This is a genomic window from Paucibacter sp. B2R-40 (genome assembly GCF_025717555.1).
Taxonomy (GTDB): Bacteria; Pseudomonadota; Gammaproteobacteria; order Burkholderiales; family Burkholderiaceae_C; genus Paucibacter_A.
The window spans coordinates 142,688-164,059 of sequence record NZ_JAJIRP010000006.1 but is presented as its reverse complement, the minus strand read 5'-3'; the positions used below and the strand labels follow the sequence as shown (position 1 = coordinate 164,059).

The window sequence follows — 21,372 nt, the reverse complement described above, 5'->3', positions numbered from 1 at the left end:
GCCTTGGCCAGGTCGCCAGCAAGGCGGGGCATTGTTGATCGCGCCAAACGAAGCCGTCAAGCCAGAACCTAGGGCCATGGTGCTGCTGAATACCCGCCAAAAAAAGGGGCGCCCATCGGACGCCCCTGTTTGATTTCGCACCGGACGCTAGCCCGGTTCAGCTCAGCCCAGACTCAAGGCTTGCAGCTGTAGACCATCACATCGTCCAGGTACCAGCCCTTGATACCGCCGCAGCCGTCGTTGGCCATTTCGAAGCGCAGCTTGATCTTGTCGCCGGCCTTGGCGAGGCCGGCCAAGTTCACGATCGAACGACCCCATGAACCGCCCAGTGAGCCACCGTCGGTGCCCGAGAAGCCAGCTTGACCTGCCAAGGGGCTGTCGTTGCCCGGCGCTGCGGCCATGGTCATGTTGTACGGGTTGTACAAGAAGCTGCCGGCCGGTACCAAGGTCCAGGCGCCGCCGTTCACGCTCGCCTTGATATTGCCACCGTCATAGCCAGACTCGGTCGCCACATAGTGGTCAAACGTGAGCTTCACATCCGCGCTGCCGGCCGGAATGGTGATCTCAGGGCTTTCGACGCGTTGCAGACCGGCTTGGTTGGAGCCCGCTGCGCAGCTGCCGATGTTCGCGTCAGCGGCGAACAGGGCATAACCGGCACGACCATCAGGCAGACCTGTGACGACACCGAAGTTGCGTGGTGTGAACTCAGGGTTGTTGCCTGCATAACTGACCAACCACTTGACACCGACGCGCTTGCCGCCGTCGAAGCTGTCGCTCAGCAAGGGTGCGACGCTGCCGCTGGTGCACAGAGCCGGTGGTGCCTTGGCCAGCAAAGGTTGGAAGTTGCATTGCGTTGGCGGTGTGCGCAGTTCGACGGCCGTGGCCATCTTCGCGACTTGCTCGCAATCAGACGCGCTGATCACTTCACCCGACGGCGCGCCGGTTTTCAGATCATTGAGATTGCTGCCGCTCAGGTCTTTGCAAGACTGCTGCAGCGCGTCGGCATGATCAGCGAAGCCACTGGCAGGGCCTTGGTAGACGCTTTGCGCACGGAAGTAGATATGCGCTGCCTTGGTCAGGCCGATGGCGTTGATGGTCTGGCCGTTGTAAGAGCCGCCGTCAACCAGCAATGCATAGCCATGGTTTGGCACGCCCGAGTTGCCGTGCACGCCGCCGGAATCAGCGGTCGAGCAGGCGTATTGCGCATCCGTGACCTTGCCGGGGTTGCCCATGCAGGTCGGGGTGTACATATCCCGGATCGCGCCGCCGAAGGCCGAGGAGTCCTCGCCCATCAACCAGCGTACCGAATTGTCGGAGCCAGGGCCGCGTATCAGCGAGGCTTTCACGCCCGCACCCAATTGAGCCTTGATCGCCGTGCCGTCGTTTTGAGAGACGGACAGCGATGGGATCGTGATGGTGGCATCGGCGCCGCCCATATTGACGATAGAAGCGCCGCCGGTGTTGTTGCCGACAATCACACCAATCGCGCCGTTCAGTTGGGCATTCTTGACCTTGACTGCATAGCCGCAGGTGCCGCGGTCGATCAAGGCGATCTTGCCGCTCACATTGGCCGCAAATGGCGAGGTACAGCCGGCACTCGTGCTGCCCACATCTACGCCGACCACATCGCCGACAACGGCGCCAAATGTTTGCGGTCCGAAGGCTGCCGTACCGGTGATCTTCACACCGGCTATCGCTGCCGGAGCAGTGATCGAAACCTGAGCCACCTTGGTCGAAACGGTACATGCAGCGTTCGAGCGCGCTGCATCGGGCGTGTCGCCGCCGCGGCCGTTGATGCGGTCAACCGTCTCACCCCAGATATCGGAATAAGCCTCGTTCAGCGCGCCGGGTTGCCATTGGTAAATCAAGCCATGGGTGTACTCGGTGTAAGCATGACCCCACTCGTGCGCGGTGACGTCATCGGTGGTCGTGCCTGGGCAAAACGAGATGTAGGTGCCGTTCCACGAGGCATTCGGGCAAGCATCGCCACGGTTGAAGATCGAGTCCATGGTCTTGCCCTTGCCGTCGAAGGAATCGCGGCCGAAGGCGGTACTGAACAGCTTATAGATGTCCGAGGAGGCGGCGATCATATTGTCGGCCTCGGTGGTGCCGGTCGGGAAGGCTTGGCCTTCGACCCAGAACGGCTTACCCGGGTAGTTCGGCACCGGTGGCAGCTTGCCCTCGCCGTCGAAGGCGCGGCGATTCATGCTTTCGTGGATGCCGCTGATTCTGTCGATCAGCTTGCCGGTGTGAGCGTCAATATAGACAAATTCGCGTACATCGGCACGGTTGCCGACTTCGACCGCCCAAGCCAAGTGGTTGGCGCCGGGCACGCCCTTGGCCAGGCCTTCGCGATAGATCATCAGGGTCGGCGTACTTGCTGCGAGCTTGCTAGGGCGAGCCAGGTCGGCCTTGACCAGGGTCAGCGCAATTGCGCTTGCTTGCTCGGCTGTGCGAGTTGGGGTGGCGCTGACGTCGATGCCGGGGATGAAGGTGCCGTTGACGACGACCAGATTGTCGGCGGCGTCAAAGTGCGACTTCAGCTCGGCGCCAAACACCGGCAGGCCTTGGTAGACCTGTTTCTGCGTCAGGTGCGTGCCACCCAGGCGGTCTTTCTCAACACGGGCGGCAGACAGTTCGGTGGCAGCATTGCTGATGCCGAACAGGCCGGCATATTCGTTCAGGAATTGGGCCGAATTGGCTTGTTTTGCGACATCGGTGCTGGCGCCAGTGCGGGCCTGGGCATTGAGCTTGACGCCAGGGGCCACGCGGACAAACCGGGCCGCGCCGGTGGCGGCATGGATGGAGACTTGCGCCTCGCTGCCGGTGTTGGCCGAGAGGCGCGCAGCGGCCTCGCTTTGACCCTTCAGCGAGCTCTGAGCCTGAGCCTGAGCGGCCAAGGCCATGCCAACGGACAGGGCCAGCAATGAAACGCGGAATTTGGTTCTGGACATAATCACTTCCTTGTGCGGCGCAGTGGCTGCATCAATGATGAATCGTTTGAGTTGAAGCTGGCAATGTCTGCCACCCTCCTGGTGACCCGAAATCGATCAGGCCGCGCGGCGGCGGGCAAGCAAAAGACCGCCCAAGCCCAGGCCCATCAGCGCCCAGCTGCTGGGCTCAGGAACCGCGCTCACGCCGACGGTCAGGTTGTCGATGCTGGCGTACAGCGAAGTGCCCGGCCCGCTGATGACCAGCGAAGTGATGGCCACATCCGAGCTGAAACCCCGGTAGCTATCATTCACTGAAGTGGGCGTGAAGCTCGTGACGGTGCCGTCGCTCAGGGTGACGGTCAGCGACACGGCCTGGAACGCGTCACTCAGGTTCACCGCATAAAAGTTGCTGCCGACGGCCGTCACATTGCCGCTGCTGAAAGTAATCGTCAGCGCGTCATCGGGCAGGCTGGTGCCCAAGAACTCGCCGGATGCATAAAGGGCGCCGGGTGCCGAGACAGCGTAAGCAAACGCACCACTGTTGAAAGCAAGCGGACCCAGGGGAATTTCACCCAAGCTGTCAAAGCTCTCCGTGTAGGAGCCTGCGGCGACATTACCGAGGAAGGCGGCGGAGGAAGTGTAAATCGTGCTTGTCGCAAAAGATGACGCGGACAGCAAAGTCAGCACGGCGGCTGCGACTAAGCGATGTGTAGGCTTCATTCAAGGTCCCTGGCTAGAGTCAAATGGGGGGAATCCTGCTGGATTCTTGTAAGCCTATGTTTCCATGAAGCGCAACCCATTTGAAAGAGGGAAAGCCACCATAGGGAAAGCCACGAGTCGTAGGCTCAAACAAGGGAAATCCACTACCCATCGCTCAGGCTGGCTGAGGCATCACTTGGGAGCTTCATGGTCCCAGCACAGTGGCTAGAGCTGCTTCACTTCGCGGCAGAACTGCGGCTCAAAGACAGCGTGGCGGTGTAGTCTTCCTCGGCCGGGGCCTTGCCGGCGACCGGGTAGGGGCTGAGGTCCAGAAGGCTCAGCTCTTGATCAAGTACTTGCAAAGTTTTCACCGAGCCTGAGCTGCTGGTCAGCTCCAGCGTCAGCTTTGGCTCGTTGCCGCGCTGCAGCCATACCCGCACGGTGGCCTCGCCGGCCCAGATGCATTGCGCGCCCTTGGGGCAGCGCGAATCGGCCGCCACGCCCGCGAAGCCGATGCGCAAGGCGGGCTCGTCCCGTGCTTGGGCGGATTCTCCGATCTTCAGGTTGATGGTTTGTGCTGAGGCCTGCTCTTCGCTTGTGAGCGGTGCAGCCAATAGGGGCGCTGCCCAGGCCAATGAAATAGCAAAAACCACTGCTTGGAGTCGCATCTGGGCTTCAGATCGATGGCTTCGTGTTGGGATGCGCGCTCAAACCGGCGAGAACCTGTCCACCGCGTCCGTGATGATGCCGTCCACACCGTCGGCGATCAGCGCTTGCGCGGCGGCCGCCTCATTGACCGTGTAGACCAGCGCCTTCATGCCGGCGGTGTGGATTTGAGCGATGGTGGCACGGTCCATCAGCCGGTAGTTGCTGATGACGGCGCGGCAACCCAAGCCCTGCGCTTCTCCGAGCCAGCCAGGGCGCAGCTCGTCGAGCAAAAGGCCGCGCGGGATGCCCGGTGCGGTCTCCTTGGCGCCCTTCAAGGCGAGCGGATCGAAAGAGCTGAACAAGGGCGCAAAGCCTGATCCCGCCCATAAACGCAAAACTTCGCGCCCGACCACCTGGCCGGTCAGCAGCTCCTGGCCCGGTGTCGGCTTGATTTCGATATTGAGCGCATGCCGGTTCGCCAAGACGAAGCGCGCTAACGCATCCAGACTAGGCAGCGCCTCGCCCGCATAGCTGCGGCTGTGCCAGCTGCCGGCGTCCAGGCGCGACAGCGCGCTCCAGTTCATTTGACCCGCCACACCCTGACCATTGCTCGTGCGCTCCAGCGTGGCGTCATGCAGCAAGAAGGGCATGCCGTCGCTGGAGAGCTTGACATCGCACTCGAACGCTCGGTAACCGTATTGCGCGCCCAGGCGAAACGCCGCCAACGTGTTCTCGGGTGCTAACTTGCCCGCTCCGCGGTGGGCGATCCAAAAGGGAAGGGGCCAATCATTTGCTCTCATTGGGGACCTTTTTCTTTGCGCACACGCTGGGTAGTTTGTGGGTCGAACCAATGCAGGTGCTTGTCGCTGAGGGCCAGCATCAGCTTGGCGCCAATGGCCGGCGGCGGCTGCGTGCCGTCAATGCGCAAGGTGAACAGCTCCGAGCCCAAGCGCCCATAGACCAGGCGCTCGGCTCCCAGCATCTCTATCATTTCGACCGTGAAGGGCCAGCCTGAGCTTCCCGCCATTGCGTCCTGCCAATGATCCAGATGCTCGGGCCGCAGACCCAGGATCAACTCGCCATCGCGCGGTGCAGCCTCGGGCAGGGTAAGCGTGATGCCGCCGACGCTGAATGTCAGGCCTTGTGCCTGGCCCTTGAGCAGATTCATGGGCGGCGAGCCAATAAAGCCGGCCACAAAGGTGGAGGCCGGGCGGGCATAGACTTCTTCGGGCGTGCCGATCTGCTCCATATGGCCGCCGTTCATCACGATCATGCGCTGGGCCAGCGTCATCGCTTCGACCTGGTCATGGGTGACGAACAGAGACGTAACGCCGAGTTCACGGTGCAGTTTTTGAATCTCCAGCCTGGTGTGCGCGCGCAGCTTGGCGTCGAGGTTGGAGAGCGGCTCATCGAACAAGAACACCTGCGGCTTGCGCACGATGGCGCGACCCATCGCGACGCGCTGGCGCTGGCCGCCGGAGAGCTGGCGTGGTGTGCGGTCCAGCAAGCCGCTCAGTTCCAAAATCTTGGCGGCCTTGTCGACGCGGGCCTTGATCTCGGCCTCGGGCACTTTTTTGATCTTCAGGCCATAAGCCATGTTCTCGAACACCGTCATATGCGGGTAGAGCGCATAGTTCTGGAACACCATCGCGATATCGCGTTCGGCCGGCTCGATGTTGTTGACGACACGCTCGCCAATCGCGATCTCGCCGCCAGAGATTTCCTCCAGGCCGGCCACCATGCGCAGCAAGGTTGACTTGCCGCAGCCCGAGGGCCCGACGATGACGACGAACTCGCCGTCGCGTATCTCGGCATTGACGCCGTGGATGACCTGATTGGCCTTGGGGCCGTGGCCGTAGCGCTTGATGACGTTTCTGAGGGAGATGGAAGCCATGTGTCTTTCTTCTTATTTTTCGGTATCGACCAAGCCCTTGACGAACCACTTCTGCATCAGCATCACGACCAAGGCCGGCGGGATCATCGCCAGCATCGCTGTCGCCATGATGATGTTCCAGTCGTTCGCTGCGTCGCCGCCGCTGATCATGCGTTTGATGCCGATAACAACCGGGTACATGTTCTCGTCGGTAGTGACCAAGAGCGGCCACAGGTATTGGTTCCAGCCGTAGATGAACTGGATCACGAACAGCGCCGCGATGCTGGTGGTCGACAGCGGCAGCAGGATGTCTTTGAAAAAGCGCAGCGGCCCGGCGCCGTCCATGCGGGCTGCCTCCAGCAATTCATCCGGGACCGTCATGAAAAATTGGCGGAACAAAAAGGTCGCGGTGGCCGAGGCGATCAAGGGCACGGTCAGGCCGGCGTAGCTGTTGAGCATGCCGAGGTCGGCCACCACCTGGTAGGTCGGGCCAATGCGCACCTCGACCGGCAGCATCAGCGTGACAAAAATGCTCCAGAAGAAGAAGGACTTGCCTGGAATGCGGAAGTAGACGATCGCAAAGGCCGACAGCAGCGAGATGGCAATCTTGGCGATCGCAATTGTCAGCGCACTGACCAGGCTGACCCACATCATGCGGCCGACCGGAGCGGTGGACCCCGCGCCGGCGGAGTTGCCGAACAGCGCAGTCTTGTAGTTCTCGATCAAGTGACTGCCCGGCAACATGGGCATAGGCGCTTGCACGATTGCATCGGCCGTCTGTGTGGACGCGACAAAGGTGATGTAGACCGGAAAGGCGACGATCAGCACGCCCAGGATCAGGATCAGGTGGGAGACAAAGGTGAGGATGGGGCGGCGTTCAATCATGTGTTGGCTCCACGCTCAGTATTGAACCTTCTTCTCGACATAACGGAACTGCACCACGGTCAGCGTGATCACGATCAGCATCAAGACCACCGACTGCGCGGCCGAGCCGCCCAGATCCATCGCCTTGAAACCGTCGTAATAGACCTTGTAGACCAGGATGGACGTGTCTTTGCCAGGCCCGCCGTGCGTGGCGGCGTCAATGATGCCGAAGGTGTCGAAGAAGGCGTAGACGATATTGATCACCAGCAAAAAGAAGGTGGTCGGCGAAAGCAACGGGAAGATGATGGTCCAAAAGCGCCGCCAAGGCCCGGCGCCGTCGATCGCTGCCGCTTCGATCAATGACTTCGGGATCGCCTGCAGCCCGGCCATGAAGAACAGGAAGTTGTAGGAGATATGCTTCCACACCGCCGCCATCACCACCAGCGTCATCGCGTGATCCGAGTTGAGCAAATGGTTCCAGGGGATGCCCATTTGCGTCAACCAGTACGACACCACGCCGATCGAGGGCGCGAACATGAACAGCCACAGCACGCCGGCAATCGCCGGCGCCACCGCATAGGGCCAGATCAAGAGCGTGCGGTAGACGCCGGCCCGCTTGACCACGCGATCGGCCATCACCGCCAGCAGCAGTGACAAGACCAGACCATTGCCGGCCACCAGCAGCGAAAAAACCGCCGTGGTCTTGAACGAAGCCAGATAGCCGGGGTCATTGAACAATTGACTGAAGTTCTCCAGGCCCACCCACTCGGTGGACAGGCCGAAGGCGTCCTGGCGCTGCAGCGACTGTAAAAGGGCTTGAGCCGCCGGCCAAAAGAAGAACACCGAAATGACCAGCAACTGCGGCGCCAGCAGCAGCCAGGGCAGCCAGGAGGCCTTGAATTGAACTCTCTTCTCTATACTCATTTGAGCCCCTCGTCCAGCGAGTACGCTGGTCGGTCCCCCGAGGGGACGGCGATCCTTGCCGGCGCGACCGGCAAGGACATCGCCAAGCGGGCCGGCTCGGTGAACTGAGGCCGGACACAAACAGTCCCTGCGGACTGTTTGTGCCTGCCGAAGGCCAACGGCCTCAGGCCGTTGGCGGCCCAGCGCTCGGCCCAAAGAGGGCGCGTTCCCGGTTTCACTTGCTGTTGGCTTTCTGGAAGCGCTCCAACTGCTCATTGCCGCGTTGCACCGCTGCGTCCAAGCCTTCTTTGGCGCTCTTCTTGCCGCCCCAGACCTGCTCCATTTCCTCGTCGATGATGGTGCGTACCTGCACGAAGTTGCCCAGGCGAATGCCGCGCGACTTGTCGGTGGTCTTGCGGATCATCTGCGTGACGGCGACATCGGTGCCGGGGTTCTCTTTGTAGAAGCCGCTCTTGTCCGTCAACTCAAATGCTGCCTTGGTGACCGGCAAATAACCGGTGCGCTTGTGGCTGGCCGCCGCCACTTCGGGCTGGGCCAGGAAGCTGAAAAAGGCGGCCACGCCCTTGTACTCGGGCGTCTTCTTGCCCGCCATCACCCACAGGCTGGCGCCGCCGATGACGGTGTTTTGCGGCGCGCCGGGCACATCAGGGTAGTAGGGTAGCGGCGCAATACCGGAGGCGAACTTGGCGTTCTTCTTGATATTGGCGTACATGCCGGAGCTGCCGGTCATCATTGCGCATTCGCCCGAGACAAAGGTGGCATCCGCCGCATTGCCGCGGCCCTTGTAGACCAAGAGGCCTTGCTTGCTCATATTGGCGAGGTTCTCGATATGGCGCACATGCAGCGGGGTGTTGAAGGCCAAGCGCGTGTCCAGTCCGCCGAAGCCGTTGTTCTTGGTGGCGTACTCGACGTTATGCCAGGCCGAGAAGCTTTCCAACTGCGTCCAGCTGACCCACGATGTGGTGAACGGGCATTTGTGCCCGCTGGCCTTGAGCTTGGCCGCGGCCAGCGCCACCTCGGGCCAAGTGCTGGGCGGGGTCGTGATACCGGCGGCCTTCAGCGCGTCCTTGTTGAAGTGGAAGACTGTCGTCGAGCTGTTGAAAGGCATGCTCAGCATCTGGCCACTCGGTGCCGTGTAATAGCCGGCCACGGCAGGCACATAGGCATTTGGGTCGAACTTGGCGCCACCCATTTTCATGACCTCGCCGACCGGCACGATGGCACCCTTGCTGGCCATCATGGTGGCCGTGCCGACCTCGAAGACCTGCAAGATATGCGGCGCATTGCCGGCTCGGAAGGCGGCGATCGCCGCCGTCATCGACTCGTCGTAGCTGCCCTTGTAGCTGGGCACGATTTTGTAGTCCTTCTGGCTGGCGTTGAATTCCTTGGACAGGTCGGTGACCCAGTCACCCAGGCCGCCGCCCATCGAATGCCACCACTGGATTTCGGTCTGCGCCTGGGCTTGCGGTGCCAAAGCGGCGAGCAGCAGGGTGAGCGCGGCGAGTTGTCTGGATGTCATGAGGTGATGGCTCCGTAGAAGTGATGAGTCTGCACAAACCAGCCAGGATTGTGACAGCGACAGTGCTGCGAAAATACGCTTGTAGAACAGAGTTCGCCAGAGCCGGTTTACCCAAAATCAGGCAAGGGCATAGGCGTACGCGACGCGGCATATTGCTGCGCTGCGGTACGATCGGCGCCCGGCTTGCATGGGGTATTCCCTGTAATTCGAATCAGATTCAGCAGATGCGAAGCCACAAGCTCAGCCGCTACTTGCAAACAAAAATTCTCAGCCTTGTTGTTTGGGTCTGTCCAGATGCCCACTCAACAGCCAACCATGGGCGCTTTTGAGCGTCCGGCCGCCATGAATGCTCCGCTCCCGCTGATGTCTGCCCCGACTCAAGACCTGACCCTTGTTAAACAGGGTCACGATGCCGCTCCCCGCCTGCGCGAGATTCCGTACAACTACACCTCCTTCTCCGACCGCGAAATTGTCATCCGCTTGCTCGGCGCCCCGGCTTGGGAGCTGCTCAACCAGCTGCGCCAGGAGCGCCGCACCGGCCGCTCGGCCCGCATGTTGTACGAGGTGTTGGGTGATATCTGGGTGGTGCAGCGCAACCCCTATTTGCAAGATGATTTACTCGACAACCCCAAGCGCCGTCGCCTGCTGATCGAGGCCTTGGAGCATCGGCTGCATGAGGTCGAGCTGCGCCGCGACCCGAGCACCGATCCGCTGCGCGATCAATCGGTCGGTGAGTTGCTGACCGCGGCACGCGCCGCGATCGCCGGCTTTGCCGCTCAGTTTGACGCGGTGGCCGAGCTGCGCCGGCGCACGACCAAGCTGCTGGGCAAAACCACGGCCAAGGACAATATCAAGTTCGACGGCCTCTCGCGCGTCTCGCATGTGACCGACGCGACCGACTGGCGGGTCGAATACCCCTTCGTCGTCTTGACCCCCGACACCGAGCTCGAAATGGCCAGCCTGGTCAAGGGCTGTATCGAGTTAGGCCTGACCATCATCCCGCGTGGCGGCGGCACCGGCTATACCGGCGGCGCCGTGCCGCTGGTCTGGAATAGCGCCGTCATCAACACCGAAAAACTGGAGGCCTTGCGCGGCGTCGAGATGCTGACCCTGCCGGGGATGGACCGCGAGGTGGCGACGATCTGGAGCGAGGCCGGCGTGGTCACGCAGCGCGTTGCTGATCTGGCCGAAGCGCATGGCTTTGTGTTCGCGGTCGATCCGACCTCGGCCGAGGCCAGCTGCGTGGGCGGCAATGTGGCGATGAATGCCGGCGGCAAGAAGGCCGTGCTCTGGGGCACGGCGCTAGACAACCTCGCCTCCTGGCGCATGGTGACGCCGGACGCCAAGTGGCTGGAGGTGACGCGCCTGAGCCACAATATGGGCAAGATCCATGACGTGGAGACGGCCAGCTTCGAGCTGCGCTACTTCGATGCCTCCGGCCTGAGGCTGGAGCGGACCGAGCGCCTCGACATCCCCGGCAGCACCTTCCGCAAAGAAGGCCTTGGCAAAGACGTCACCGATAAGTTCCTCGCCGGCTTGCCCGGCATCCAGAAAGAAGGCTGCGACGGCCTGATCACCAGCGCACGCTGGGTCGTGCACAAGATGCCCGCTCATGTCCGCACGGTCTGCCTCGAGTTTTTCGGCAACCCCAAGGATTGCGTGCCGGCGATTGTCGACATCAAGGACTTCATGTTCGCCGAGGCCAAGCGCCCCGGCGGCGCGGTGCTGGCGGGCCTCGAACACCTGGATGACCGCTACCTGAAGGCGGTTGGCTACAGCACCAAGAGCAAGCGCGCCAATCTGGCCGGCGCGTCCTCGGGCGGTCTGCCCAAGATGGTCTTGGTCGGCGACATCGTCGGCGAAGACGCAGACGCGGTCGCGCGTGCGACCTCCGAGGTGGTGCGCTTGGCCAATGGCCGCAATGGCGAGGGCTTTGTGGCCATCAGCCCCGATGCGCGCAAGAAATTCTGGCTCGATCGCAAGCGCACGGCGGCGATCTCCAAACACACCAATGCCTTCAAGGTGAACGAGGATGTGGTGATCCCGCTGCCGCGCATGGGCGAATACACGCTGGGCATCGAGCGCATCAATATCGAGCTGAGCCTGCGCAACAAGCTGGCCTTTGTGGCCGGCCTGAAAAAGCTGTTCACGCAGAGCAGCTTGCCGCTGGGCCGCAGCGACGACGCCGGTGATATCCCGAGCGCCGAGTTGCTGGGTGACCGGGTTCAGCAAGCGCTGGCGCTGCTGGACGAGGTCGGCGGCCAATGGCAGCTGTGGATGGATCAGCTTGACGTGGCGCAGCCCGAGGGGCTGAGCTTTTTCGATCAGCTGCAAGACCACAGCTTGCGCGCGTCCTGGAAAACGCAGATCCTCAAGCCGCTGCAAATCATCTTCAACGGCGGTGCCTTTGCACCGATTCTGGACGAGTGCAAACGCATTCACAAAGAGCTGCTGCGCGGCCGCGTCTGGGTGGCCCTGCATATGCATGCCGGCGACGGCAATGTCCACACCAACATCCCCGTCAACTCGGATAACTACGAGATGCTGCAGACGGCACATGAGGCCGTTGGCCGCATCATGGTGCTGGCGCGCAGCTTGGACGGGGTGATCTCGGGCGAACATGGCATCGGCATCACCAAGCTCGAGTTCATGCTGGACTCGGAGTTGGCGGGCTTCGCGGGCTACAAGGCCAAGGTCGACCCCGAAGGGCGCTTCAACAAGGGCAAGCTGCTGCGTGGCGGTGCGAGCCCGGCGGACTTGACCAACGCCTACACGCCCAGCTTTGGCCTGATGGGCCATGAGTCGCTGATCATGCAGCAAAGCGATATCGGCGCGATCAGCGAGTCGATCAAGGATTGCCTGCGCTGCGGCAAGTGCAAGCCGGTCTGCGCCACCCATGTGCCGCGTGCCAATCTGCTCTATTCGCCGCGCAACAAGATCCTCGCGACCTCGCTACTGGTCGAGGCATTTTTGTACGAGGAGCAAACCCGGCGCGGTATCTCGATCAAGCATTGGCAGGAGTTCGAGGATGTGGCCGACCATTGCACGGTTTGCCACAAATGCCTGAACCCTTGTCCGGTCAAGATCGACTTCGGCGAAGTGACGATGAATATGCGCAATCTCTTGCGCAAGATGGGGCAAAAAACCTGGCGGCCCGGCAACGCGGCGGCGATGTTCATGCTCAATGCCTCCAACCCGGAGACCATCAAGCTCGCGCGTGCGGCCATGGTCGGCGTCGGCTTCAAGGCACAGCGCCTGGCCCATGATGTGTTGAAACGCTTTGCCAAGAAGCAGACGGCAGCACCCCGCGCCACGGTGGGCGCAGCGCCGATCAAGGAGCAGGTGATTCACTTCATCAACAAGAAGCTGCCCGGCGGCCTGCCCAAGAAGACCGCGCGTGCGCTTTTGGACATCGAGGACAAGGACTACGTTCCCATCATCCGCAACCCGGCCGCGACCAATTCCGAGACCGAGGCGGTGTTTTATTTCCCCGGCTGCGGCTCGGAGAAGCTGTTCAGCCAGGTCGGGCTGGCGACGCAGGCGATGCTCTGGCATGCCGGCGTGCAGACCGTCTTGCCGCCGGGTTATCTGTGCTGCGGCTATCCGCAACGCGGCTCGGGCCAGTTCGACAAGGCCGAGAAGATGATCACCGACAACCGGGTCTTGTTCCACCGTGTCGCCAACACGCTGAACTACCTGGATATCAAGACGGTGGTGGTGTCTTGCGGCACCTGTTATGACCAGTTGCAGGGCTATAAGTTCGAGGACATTTTCCCCGGCTGCCGCATCATCGACATCCATGAATACCTGCTGGAAAAAGGCATCACGCTGGGCAGTGACAAGAGCTATCTCTATCACGACCCCTGCCACACGCCGATGAAGCTGCAGGCGCCGATGTTGACCGTCAATGCGCTGGTCGGGCCGAATGTGGTCGAGAGCAAGCGCTGCTGCGGCGAGAGCGGCACGCTGGGCGTCACAAGGCCAGACATTTCGACGCAGATCCGCTTCCGCAAGGAAGAAGAGCTGCTCAAGATGGAAGCCGATTTGCGCGGCAGCGGCAAGGTCGCGGCCGCCGAAAACCTCAAAATCCTGACCAGCTGCCCGAGCTGCTTGCAAGGCCTGAGCCGCTACGGCAATGACCTCAATAACGGCTTGCTGGAGGCCGACTACATCGTGGTCGAAATGGCTCGGCAGATCCTCGGCGAGGACTGGATGCCTGAATACGTGGCCAAGGCGAACAGCGGCGGCATCGAGAGGGTGCTGGTGTAAAGGGGCAGTAAAGCAGTCAGTTTTGGGATCGCAGGGCGGGCCACCTGTGGTCGAATGAGGGCCATTCCTTGGGTTTTGGGACTCGCATTCGCGTGAAGAAATTCAATCCTCCGCTTGAGTTGTTTGCCGCCAAGGACATGCTGGCTTCCTTGACACAAACGCTGCCGACTTTGCTTGGTCTTGATCGGCTGGCCGCTTTGTTGCGATTGGCTTGGTATCAGCGTCAAAGTGCTAGCGAACAGGCCTTGGTCTGGGCCACTGAGGCCGAGCACCTGCTGGCGCAGTCCGATCTGCCCTTGATTGATCATCAGCGCGCGCAAGCGCGCCTGACTCTGCTGCGGGCAGAGATCGACTCGCTGCGCGGCCAATCGGCCGCTGCCGAACCCAAGGTGCAGGCCGCGCTGGCCGTGTTTGAGAGCAGTGGCGACACCATCGGCAGCGGTGATGCGAAGAGCTTGTTGGTGTCGATCTGCAGCGATGCCGGCGACCCGGCACGGCGCGATACGACCCTGCTGCAATGCGTGGAGGACTACCGGCGCAGCGGCGATGCGGTGCGTCTGCGCTTTGCCAGCGCCCGAGGCTTGCTGTTCCAAGCCTTTCGCGATGCCAAAGCGACCGGGCTCAGCCTGGCTCAGCAGTTTGATGCGGCGCAGGACCCGGGGCCGGTGGTGCAGCCGGTGCTGGCCAGTGTGCGCGCCGTGGTGGCCGGCTATACCGGCGAGCTGGGTGCCTCGATCAGCTATTTTCTACAAGCCTTCAATGCGGCCGAGGAAACCGGTCAGCTGCGTTTCGCGATTTTGTCCGCCAGCAATGGTGCCGACTCTTTTGCCGGCCTGGGCGACCTGGACGCCGCCTTGGAATGGGATGAACGCGCCTTGCTTCTGGCGCGTGGCTGCGGCTGGCCGGCGATGCTGGCGCTGGCCCTGACGCAAACCGGCTCGGTCTTGCGCCTGCTGGGCCGGCTGGAGGATGCCAAGCTGTGCCAGCTCGAAGCCTTGGAGACTTTCAAGGGTTTGGGGGCCTCGAATACCTATGTGATGGTGATGCAAGGTCTGAGCGAGATCTTGCTGGACCTGGACCAGCCCGAAGAAGCCTTGCAGCGTTTCATCCAGGCCGAGCAGGCCGCGGCCAAGCTGGGCGAACCGATCGCGGTGCTGCGCAGCTGGCGTGGCCAGGCCAGTGCGCTGGCCAAGCTCGGCAGGCCCGTGGAGGCGCTGGCAAAAATTGAAGCCGCGCTGCGCTTGGTGGTCGAGCAGGGCAATGTCGAGGAACAGGTCAAGGTCTTGCGCGTGCTGGCCGACTTGCATCGCCAGCACAGCTTGCCCGCACCGACCGGCATGCAGGCCCCGACAGCGGCGTTGCACTATTTGCAGCAGGCCCAGCAATGTGCGGCCAGCATCAGCGGTTTTCTGTCGCCTAGCGAGTTGTTCGATGAACTTTCGCAGGCCTATGCCGATGCCGCTGACTATCAGCAGGCCTATAAGAGCGCCAGGGCCGCGGCCGCAGCACGTGACAGCGCCCGCAGCAAGGACGCCGGCAACCGCGCCATCGCGATGCAGGTGCGCCAGGAGACGGCGCGTGCGCATGCGGCCGCCGAGCAGTTGCGCCTGCTGGCGCAGACCGAGTCGCGCCGCGCCGAGCTGCTGCAAGCCACCAGCGATACCTTGGAAACGCTCGGCCAGGTCGGCCGGGAGATCACGGCCAGTTTGAGCGCGCAGGCTGTCTTTGCGGCGCTGCACCGCCATGTTCACAGCATGATGGACGCGAGCTTTTTCGGCGTGTGCTTGTATGACCAAAATGCCAGCGCGCTGAAGATGGTCTTCGCGATGGAGGGCGAGCAAGCCGTGCCGGGCATGAGCATGGACTTGAGCGACGAGACCTCGTCGTTCTCGCTCTGCGCGCGCGAGCGGCGTGAGCTGCTGATCAATCTGCAGGCGCAGCAGCAGGGCTCAGATGTGATTCCCGGCACGCTGGCAACCAACAGCCTGATGTATTTCCCGATGCTGATTGGCGAGCGCCTGCTGGGCGTGATGTCGGTGCAGTCACCGCGTGCGATGGCCTATGGCGAGCGCGAAATTTTCATCATGCGCGCGCTGTGCAGCTACGGCGCAATTGCGCTCGACAATGCCCAGGCTTACGCCCAAGTCGAAGCGGCGACGGCCGCCAAGGGGCAGTTCCTGGCCAATATGAGTCATGAGATTCGCACGCCGATGAATGCGGTCCTGGGCATGCTCAAGCTGCTGCAGGGCACCGACCTGAATCAACGTCAACGCGACTACACGCTCAAGGCCGCCGGGGCCGCCAAATCTCTGCTGGGTTTGATCAACGATATCTTGGATTTTTCCAAGATGGATGCGGGCAAGATGACGCTGGACCCGCAGCCTTTTGCGCTCGACCAGCTGATGCGCGATTTGTCGACCATCGTGTCCACCAATATCGGCAAAAAGCCGGTCGAGGTCTTGTTCGATATCGACGCCCGGGTGCCGCCGGTGCTGGTTGGCGACGCCATGCGCTTGCAGCAGGTGCTGATCAATTTGAGCGGCAATGCGATCAAGTTCACCGCCCAGGGCGAGGTGGTGATTCGGATCGAGTTGGTCAGTGATATCGGCCCTGATGTGACCCTGCGCTTTGTGGTGCGCGACAGCGGCATTGGCATCGCGCCGGAGCATCAACAGAAAATTTTCGAGGGCTTTTCGCAGGCTGAGGTCTCGACCACCCGGCGCTTTGGCGGCACCGGTCTGGGCCTGAATATCTCACAGCGCCTGGTGGCCATGATGGGCGGGGAGCTGGCGCTGGACAGCGAGCTGGGCAAGGGCAGTAGCTTTCATTTCAGCCTGAGGCTGCCGGTCGGCGCGGCGCTGGCTGTAGACGCCGAAGCGGACGCGGCCGATGAACTGGCTGAAAACCTGGCGGAACATTTAAGCGTGCTGGTGGTGGACGACAGCGCGATTGCCCGCGAGCTGGTTCAGCATATGGCGCAGTCGCTGGGCTGGCTGGCCGAAGCCGCGGCCGATGGGCAGGAGGCTTTGCAGCTGATGCAGGCCCGTCAGCTGGCCGAACGCCCGCCCTTCGATGCGGTCTTTATGGACTGGGAAATGCCCGGCATGGACGGCTGGGCCGCGATCGCGCGCATGCGCGAGCTGATGGGGCCTAACTCGCCGATCACGGTGATGGTGACTGCACATGGCCGCGAGCGCCTGGCCGAGCGCAGCAAGGAGGAGCAAGCCAGCCTGAACGGTATCCTGGTCAAGCCGATCACCGCCGCGATGTTGCACGACATGCTCAAGCGCGCCCGCACCGGCCAGTCCAATGTGCGCCGCCATGCCCGCCCGGCAGCCGCCAAGCGGCTGGTGCTGGCAGGGCTGCGCCTGCTGCTGGTCGAGGACAACGAGCTCAATCAAGAGGTGGCGCAAACGCTGCTGGAGCAGGCCGGCGCCACGGTACGCTTGGCCGGCGATGGCCAGCTGGCGCTGGATCTGCTGCGCGCCGACCCCACGGCCTTCGATGTCGTGTTGATGGATGTGCAGATGCCGGTGATGGATGGCTTCACGGCGACGCGTTTGATACGCGCGCGTGGCGCGCAAGGACTGGGCTTGACGGCGCTGCCGGTGGTTGCGATGACGGCCAATGCGATGGCCTCGGACCGCGAGGATTGCATGGCCGCGGGCATGACGGATTTTGTCAGCAAGCCTTTCGAGTTGGCCGACTTGGTGCAGGTCTTGTTGCGCGTCAGCGGGCGCACGGCTGCGGCCAAGGCCGCCAAGGGGGTGTCAGGGCAGCAATTCATGTCGATGACGCTGCCTGCCGACTTGCTGAGCAAGGCCGACAGCATGGGACTTGAGGCCCAGGCGACCATCGACCGATTCATGGGCAAGACGGCGCTTTATCAGCGCATGGTGAGCAGCTTTTGCGTTTCGGCACAAGGGCTGCCGGCACAGGTGGACGGCTACTTGGCCGCAGCAAGCTTCGTTGAGGCCGAGCGGGCGCTGCACAGCTTCAAGGGTCTGGCAGCGACCTTGGGCGCCACTGGCCTGGCCAGTTTGGGCGCCGAGGGAGAGGCGATGTTCAAACGTCAGCAGATGCCCGATGCGCAGTGGCGGACCGACTTCACCCGGCAGCTGCAAAGCGGCACACATGACCTGGCCCTGTTGGCAAAACTCATCAGCGATTGGGCTGCCTCGGCCCAAGCCGCTGCATCGATGGACTGTGCTGCGATTACAGTGCGTCCATCTTGAACGGTAAGGTCCCCATGAGCATTCCATCCAACAACGCCTGCCCCTTGTGCCTGGAAGCGGGCGGCATGCTGATTGTGCAGACGCCGCTGTGGCGGGTGGTGCGGGTGGAGGACGCGAACTTCCCGGCCTTTTACCGATTGATCTGGCTCGGCCATGTGGCGGAGTTCAGTGACTTGAGCGACGCGGACGCACTCGCTTGCATGCGGGCGGTGACGGCCATCGAGCGCGTCTTGCGCGGCGCCCTGCGTCCGACCAAGGTCAATCTGGCCAGCTTGGGCAATGTGGTGCCGCATTTGCATTGGCATGTCGTCGCGCGTTTCGATTGGGACAGCCATTTCCCCAATCCGATCTGGGGCGAGCCGCTGCGCGCCTTGGCCGAGCCAGCGCAAGCCCGGTTGGCACTGGGTTTGCCGGCGCTTGACGCCCAAGTAGCGCAGGCGCTTGCGGGCTTAAACTGAGAGACGACAAAGCCAGGGCTGGGCCGCGCAGTCCACCGTTTTTAGGATCTACATCATGAGCGCTGAATTTGCCGCCGAGGGCCCGTTTGAAAGTGAATTCAGCGCCGCCCAAGCCCTGTTGGACGGCGAGCAGTTTGAGGCCGGTTTGTTTGCTGCCGAGCGCCTGCTGGCGCGTCTGCCCGAAGACAGCGATGAGACCATGCGGGAGCAAAAAATTCGCCTGCTGACCGCGCGGGTGGCGGCGTTGACCAAGCTCGATCGCTTTGACCAGGTCTTGCTGGACTGTGCCCGCATGCTTGACCTGGTGTCGCTGGACCAGCCCTCGCAGCAGCGCGCCAGCGTGATGATTCAGCTGTCGTTTGCACAAGCAAATTTGCTGATGCCCGAGCAGGCGCTGCGCGCCGCCCATGTGGCGCTGCAAGACGGCTTGCAACTGCAGGGCAGTTTGTTGACAGCGCAGGCCTTGGAGCGTTTGGCCATGGCTTATTTGTCGATGGGCGACGGCTCGGCGGCGCTGACTTTTATTTTCGAGGCGCTGGTTCATATGGACCAGCACAAATCAGGCTACGAGCGCTTGCGGCGTTACTCCAATGCGATGCATCTGATCTGCACGCTGCACGATGCCTATGTCGATGCGGAGAATTTTGCCGCGGCGAGTGCCGTGCTGGAGCGTGCAGATGGGTTCAACCATCAAGCCGCGGCCTTGGCGCCGGAGGTTGCGAGCCATTACATCGTCAATATGTGGCGGGCCAATCAGGCGCGCTGGCACCGGCGTTGTGGTCGCCGCCAGGTGGCGCGTGGCGCTTTCCTCGATCTGGAGCAGCGCGCGGCGGAGCTTGCCTGGCACGCGGTACGCCGCCCGGTCCTGCTGGAGTTGGCCTTGATGGAAGAAGGCGAAGGTCGCCCGCAAGAGGCACTGACGCTGCTGGCGGCGGTGTTCGAGGACGCGCAATTGCGCGTGCGGGATGTGGTGGCCTTGCCGGCGCTGCGCGCGCAAACACGCTGCTTCAGCGCTGTTGGACAAGCCGAGCGCGCGGCCGCGGCGGCCGCGCAATGGGCAGCGCGGCAGGCCGCGAGGCGGCAAGCGGTGCATCAAGCCGAGCAGCAATTGCCCGGCCTGGATCAGCGCATCTTGGCCAGTTTGGCGGCCGCCGAGAGTGCGCGCCTGGATGAAGTTGTGCGGCAACTGCGTGAGCAACGCCGTCAGGGCGCCGGCTTGACCTTGCGAGATCACGAATGGGTCGGCGATTCCAGCCAATAGCCGCTCAGGCGGCCTGCAAGGTGCTGGCCGTTTGACCGAGGCCGAGCTGACCGAACAGGTTTTTCGGGTCGGCCATCGTCGGGATCAGGCTGACATCTTGGCCCAGACCCAGCTCACGCGCGCAGTCGCGCAGCAAGCGCAGCGCCGAGAAGTCTTCCAGCGCGAAGCCGACCGAGTCAAAGAAAGTGATCTGCTCGGCGCTGTCGCGGCCGCTGCTGATGCCTTTGAGCACGCACCAGAATTCGGTCACTGCAAATTCCGCCGGCATTTGTTGCAAGTCGCCCTCGATGCGCGACTGAGGCTCGAACTCAACGAAAACCTTGGCCGCCTCCAGCACACCGCGGTGCATCTCGGTCTTGCCGGGGCAGTCGCCGCCGACGCCATTGATATGCATGCCGGCCTCGATCATTTCGGGGGTGATGATGGTGGCATTGGTTTTGTCGGCGGTCACGGTGGTGATGATGTCAGCACCGCGTACGGCCTCTGCCGTGCTGGCGCAGACCTTGAGTGTCAGACCCGGCAGGCCTTGCAGATGGCGCAACAGCTTGGCGGAGGCGGCCGGGTCAATGTCGAACATGCGGATCTCGCTGATGCCCAGCAGGTAGTGGAAGGCCAGCGCCTGGAACTCGCTCTGCGCGCCATTGCCGATCAAGGCCATGGACTTGGCGTCCTTGCGTGCCAGCTTGCGCGCCACCATCGCCGAGGTGGCCGCCGTACGGATGGCAGTTGTCAATGTCAGCTCGCTGAGCAGCTCTGGCCGGCCGGTGGCCACTTCGGCCAGCAGGCCCACGGCCATCACGGTGGGCAAGCCCAGGCGGGTGTTCTTGGGGTGGCCGTTGACGTATTTGAAGCTGTACAGGCTGGCGTCGGCAATCGGCATCAGCTCGATCACACCGTCGTCGGTATGGCTGGCCACACGGGCGCATTTGTCGAATTCGTTCCAGCGCAGATAGTCGGCTTCGAGGTAGCCCACCATGCGTTTGAAGACCTCGGGCAGGCCCAGGGTTTGGGTGATGCGGGCAACGTCTTGGGTAGTCAGCAAGGTGGTCATGAAGGTCTCCGTTTATTCGATTGAGTGGATTCTGGCCAAGCCCGCTGCTAGCGAGAAGAGCAAGAAACGATCAAAAAGTCAGCGGAAACTATCAATTCGTCAGCTGTGGCTGCCGAAATGGCAGAATCGACGGCAAGCAAGGTGAATGAGGACTTCAGCCTATGGATACTTTGGACCAGCAATTGATCGCGCTTTTGCGCTTGGACGCACGCGCCAGCGTGGCCACCTTGGCGCTCAAGCTGAAGGTCTCACGCGGTACCGTCAGCAACCGCATCACCAAGTTGGAGGACACCGGGGTCATCAATGGTTATACGGTCAAGCTGCGCCCGGACGCAACGCCGAATCAAATCACCGCTTGGATGAGCATCGCGGTGGAGGGCAATAAAACGCGCGAGGTGATCAGCATCTTGCTCGGCGAGCCCGGCGTGTCAGGCTTGTTCGACACCAATGGGCGCTGGGATCTCTTGGCCGAGTTGCGAGCGCCCAGCCTGGGCGAGTTGGCCAATGTGCTGGAGCGGGTGCGCCTGATCAAGGGCATCGAGACGACCGAAACCAGCATCCATTTGCAGAGCTACAAACTGTCTTGAGCCCGGGTTTGCGCCCTCTGTCCTGGGAGTTCTGATCTCGCCCGGCCCGGC

At 62.3% G+C, this 21,372-nt stretch carries 14 protein-coding genes; 5 read left to right on the top strand and 9 right to left on the bottom strand.

The window, feature by feature from the left end; translation table 11 throughout:
• Nucleotides 1-173 precede the first annotated feature (173 nt).
• The 8 genes from LNV09_RS13885 to ugpB form a co-directional block, all read right to left on the bottom strand.
• On the bottom strand, nt 174-2,954 hold the full coding sequence (locus tag LNV09_RS13885) for a M4 family metallopeptidase (protein ID WP_263557664.1): 2,781 nt from the start codon (nt 2,952-2,954) through the stop codon (nt 174-176).
• Nucleotides 2,955-3,050: 96 nt separating this feature from the next.
• Nucleotides 3,051-3,653, bottom strand: coding sequence for a PEP-CTERM sorting domain-containing protein (locus tag LNV09_RS13880; protein WP_263557663.1), 603 nt, complete (start codon nt 3,651-3,653; stop codon nt 3,051-3,053).
• A gap of 215 nt (nt 3,654-3,868) precedes the next feature.
• Nucleotides 3,869-4,300 (bottom strand): hypothetical protein, encoded by a 432-nt coding sequence (locus LNV09_RS13875; RefSeq protein ID WP_263557662.1) that lies wholly within the window; start codon nt 4,298-4,300, stop codon nt 3,869-3,871.
• 39 nt (nt 4,301-4,339) lie between these two features.
• Nucleotides 4,340-5,080 carry a glycerophosphodiester phosphodiesterase gene (gene ugpQ / locus LNV09_RS13870; protein WP_263557661.1) on the bottom strand — a complete coding sequence of 247 codons (741 nt, stop codon included), beginning with the start codon at nt 5,078-5,080 and terminating at the stop codon, nt 4,340-4,342.
• Complete coding sequence (locus LNV09_RS13865; protein WP_263557660.1) at nt 5,077-6,174, bottom strand: sn-glycerol-3-phosphate import ATP-binding protein UgpC; 1,098 nt, start codon at nt 6,172-6,174, stop codon at nt 5,077-5,079. The genes ugpQ and LNV09_RS13865 overlap by 4 nt, the downstream gene beginning before the upstream one ends.
• Before the next feature lie 12 nt (nt 6,175-6,186).
• Nucleotides 6,187-7,038 (bottom strand): sn-glycerol-3-phosphate ABC transporter permease UgpE, encoded by an 852-nt coding sequence (gene ugpE, locus LNV09_RS13860; RefSeq protein WP_263557659.1) that lies wholly within the window; start codon nt 7,036-7,038, stop codon nt 6,187-6,189.
• A gap of 15 nt (nt 7,039-7,053) precedes the next feature.
• Nucleotides 7,054-7,935: a sn-glycerol-3-phosphate ABC transporter permease UgpA gene (ugpA, locus tag LNV09_RS13855; protein ID WP_263557836.1), complete on the bottom strand. Its 882-nt coding sequence runs from the start codon at nt 7,933-7,935 to the stop codon at nt 7,054-7,056.
• Nucleotides 7,936-8,155: 220 nt separating this feature from the next.
• The gene (ugpB, locus tag LNV09_RS13850; protein ID WP_263557658.1) at nt 8,156-9,460 is read right to left on the bottom strand and encodes a sn-glycerol-3-phosphate ABC transporter substrate-binding protein UgpB; all 1,305 of its coding nucleotides are present in this window, start codon (nt 9,458-9,460) and stop codon (nt 8,156-8,158) included.
• A gap of 342 nt (nt 9,461-9,802) precedes the next feature.
• On the opposite strand from ugpB, the gene LNV09_RS13845 reads away from it, so the two are divergent.
• The 4 genes from LNV09_RS13845 (at nt 9,803) to LNV09_RS13830 (ending at nt 19,683) form a co-directional block, all read left to right on the top strand.
• Entirely contained in the window at nt 9,803-13,729 is a 3,927-nt protein-coding gene (locus LNV09_RS13845; protein ID WP_263557657.1) for a DUF3683 domain-containing protein, read from the top strand.
• 92 nt (nt 13,730-13,821) lie between these two features.
• Entirely contained in the window at nt 13,822-17,964 is a 4,143-nt protein-coding gene (locus LNV09_RS13840) for a response regulator (RefSeq protein ID WP_263557656.1), read from the top strand.
• A gap of 14 nt (nt 17,965-17,978) precedes the next feature.
• The gene (locus tag LNV09_RS13835) at nt 17,979-18,422 is read left to right on the top strand and encodes an HIT family protein (protein WP_263557655.1); all 444 of its coding nucleotides are present in this window, start codon (nt 17,979-17,981) and stop codon (nt 18,420-18,422) included.
• Nucleotides 18,423-18,477: 55 nt separating this feature from the next.
• Nucleotides 18,478-19,683, top strand: a complete 1,206-nt coding sequence (locus LNV09_RS13830) for a hypothetical protein (protein WP_263557654.1) — start codon at nt 18,478-18,480, stop codon at nt 19,681-19,683.
• Nucleotides 19,684-19,687: 4 nt separating this feature from the next.
• On the opposite strand, the gene ocd is transcribed toward LNV09_RS13830, so the two are convergent.
• Complete coding sequence (gene ocd, locus LNV09_RS13825; protein WP_263557653.1) at nt 19,688-20,734, bottom strand: ornithine cyclodeaminase; 1,047 nt, start codon at nt 20,732-20,734, stop codon at nt 19,688-19,690.
• Between the two features lie 161 nt (nt 20,735-20,895).
• Here ocd and LNV09_RS13820 point away from each other — a divergent pair, with 161 nt between their 5' ends.
• Nucleotides 20,896-21,321, top strand: coding sequence for an Lrp/AsnC family transcriptional regulator (locus tag LNV09_RS13820; RefSeq protein WP_263557652.1), 426 nt, complete (start codon nt 20,896-20,898; stop codon nt 21,319-21,321).
• Nucleotides 21,322-21,372: the final 51 nt, after the last annotated feature.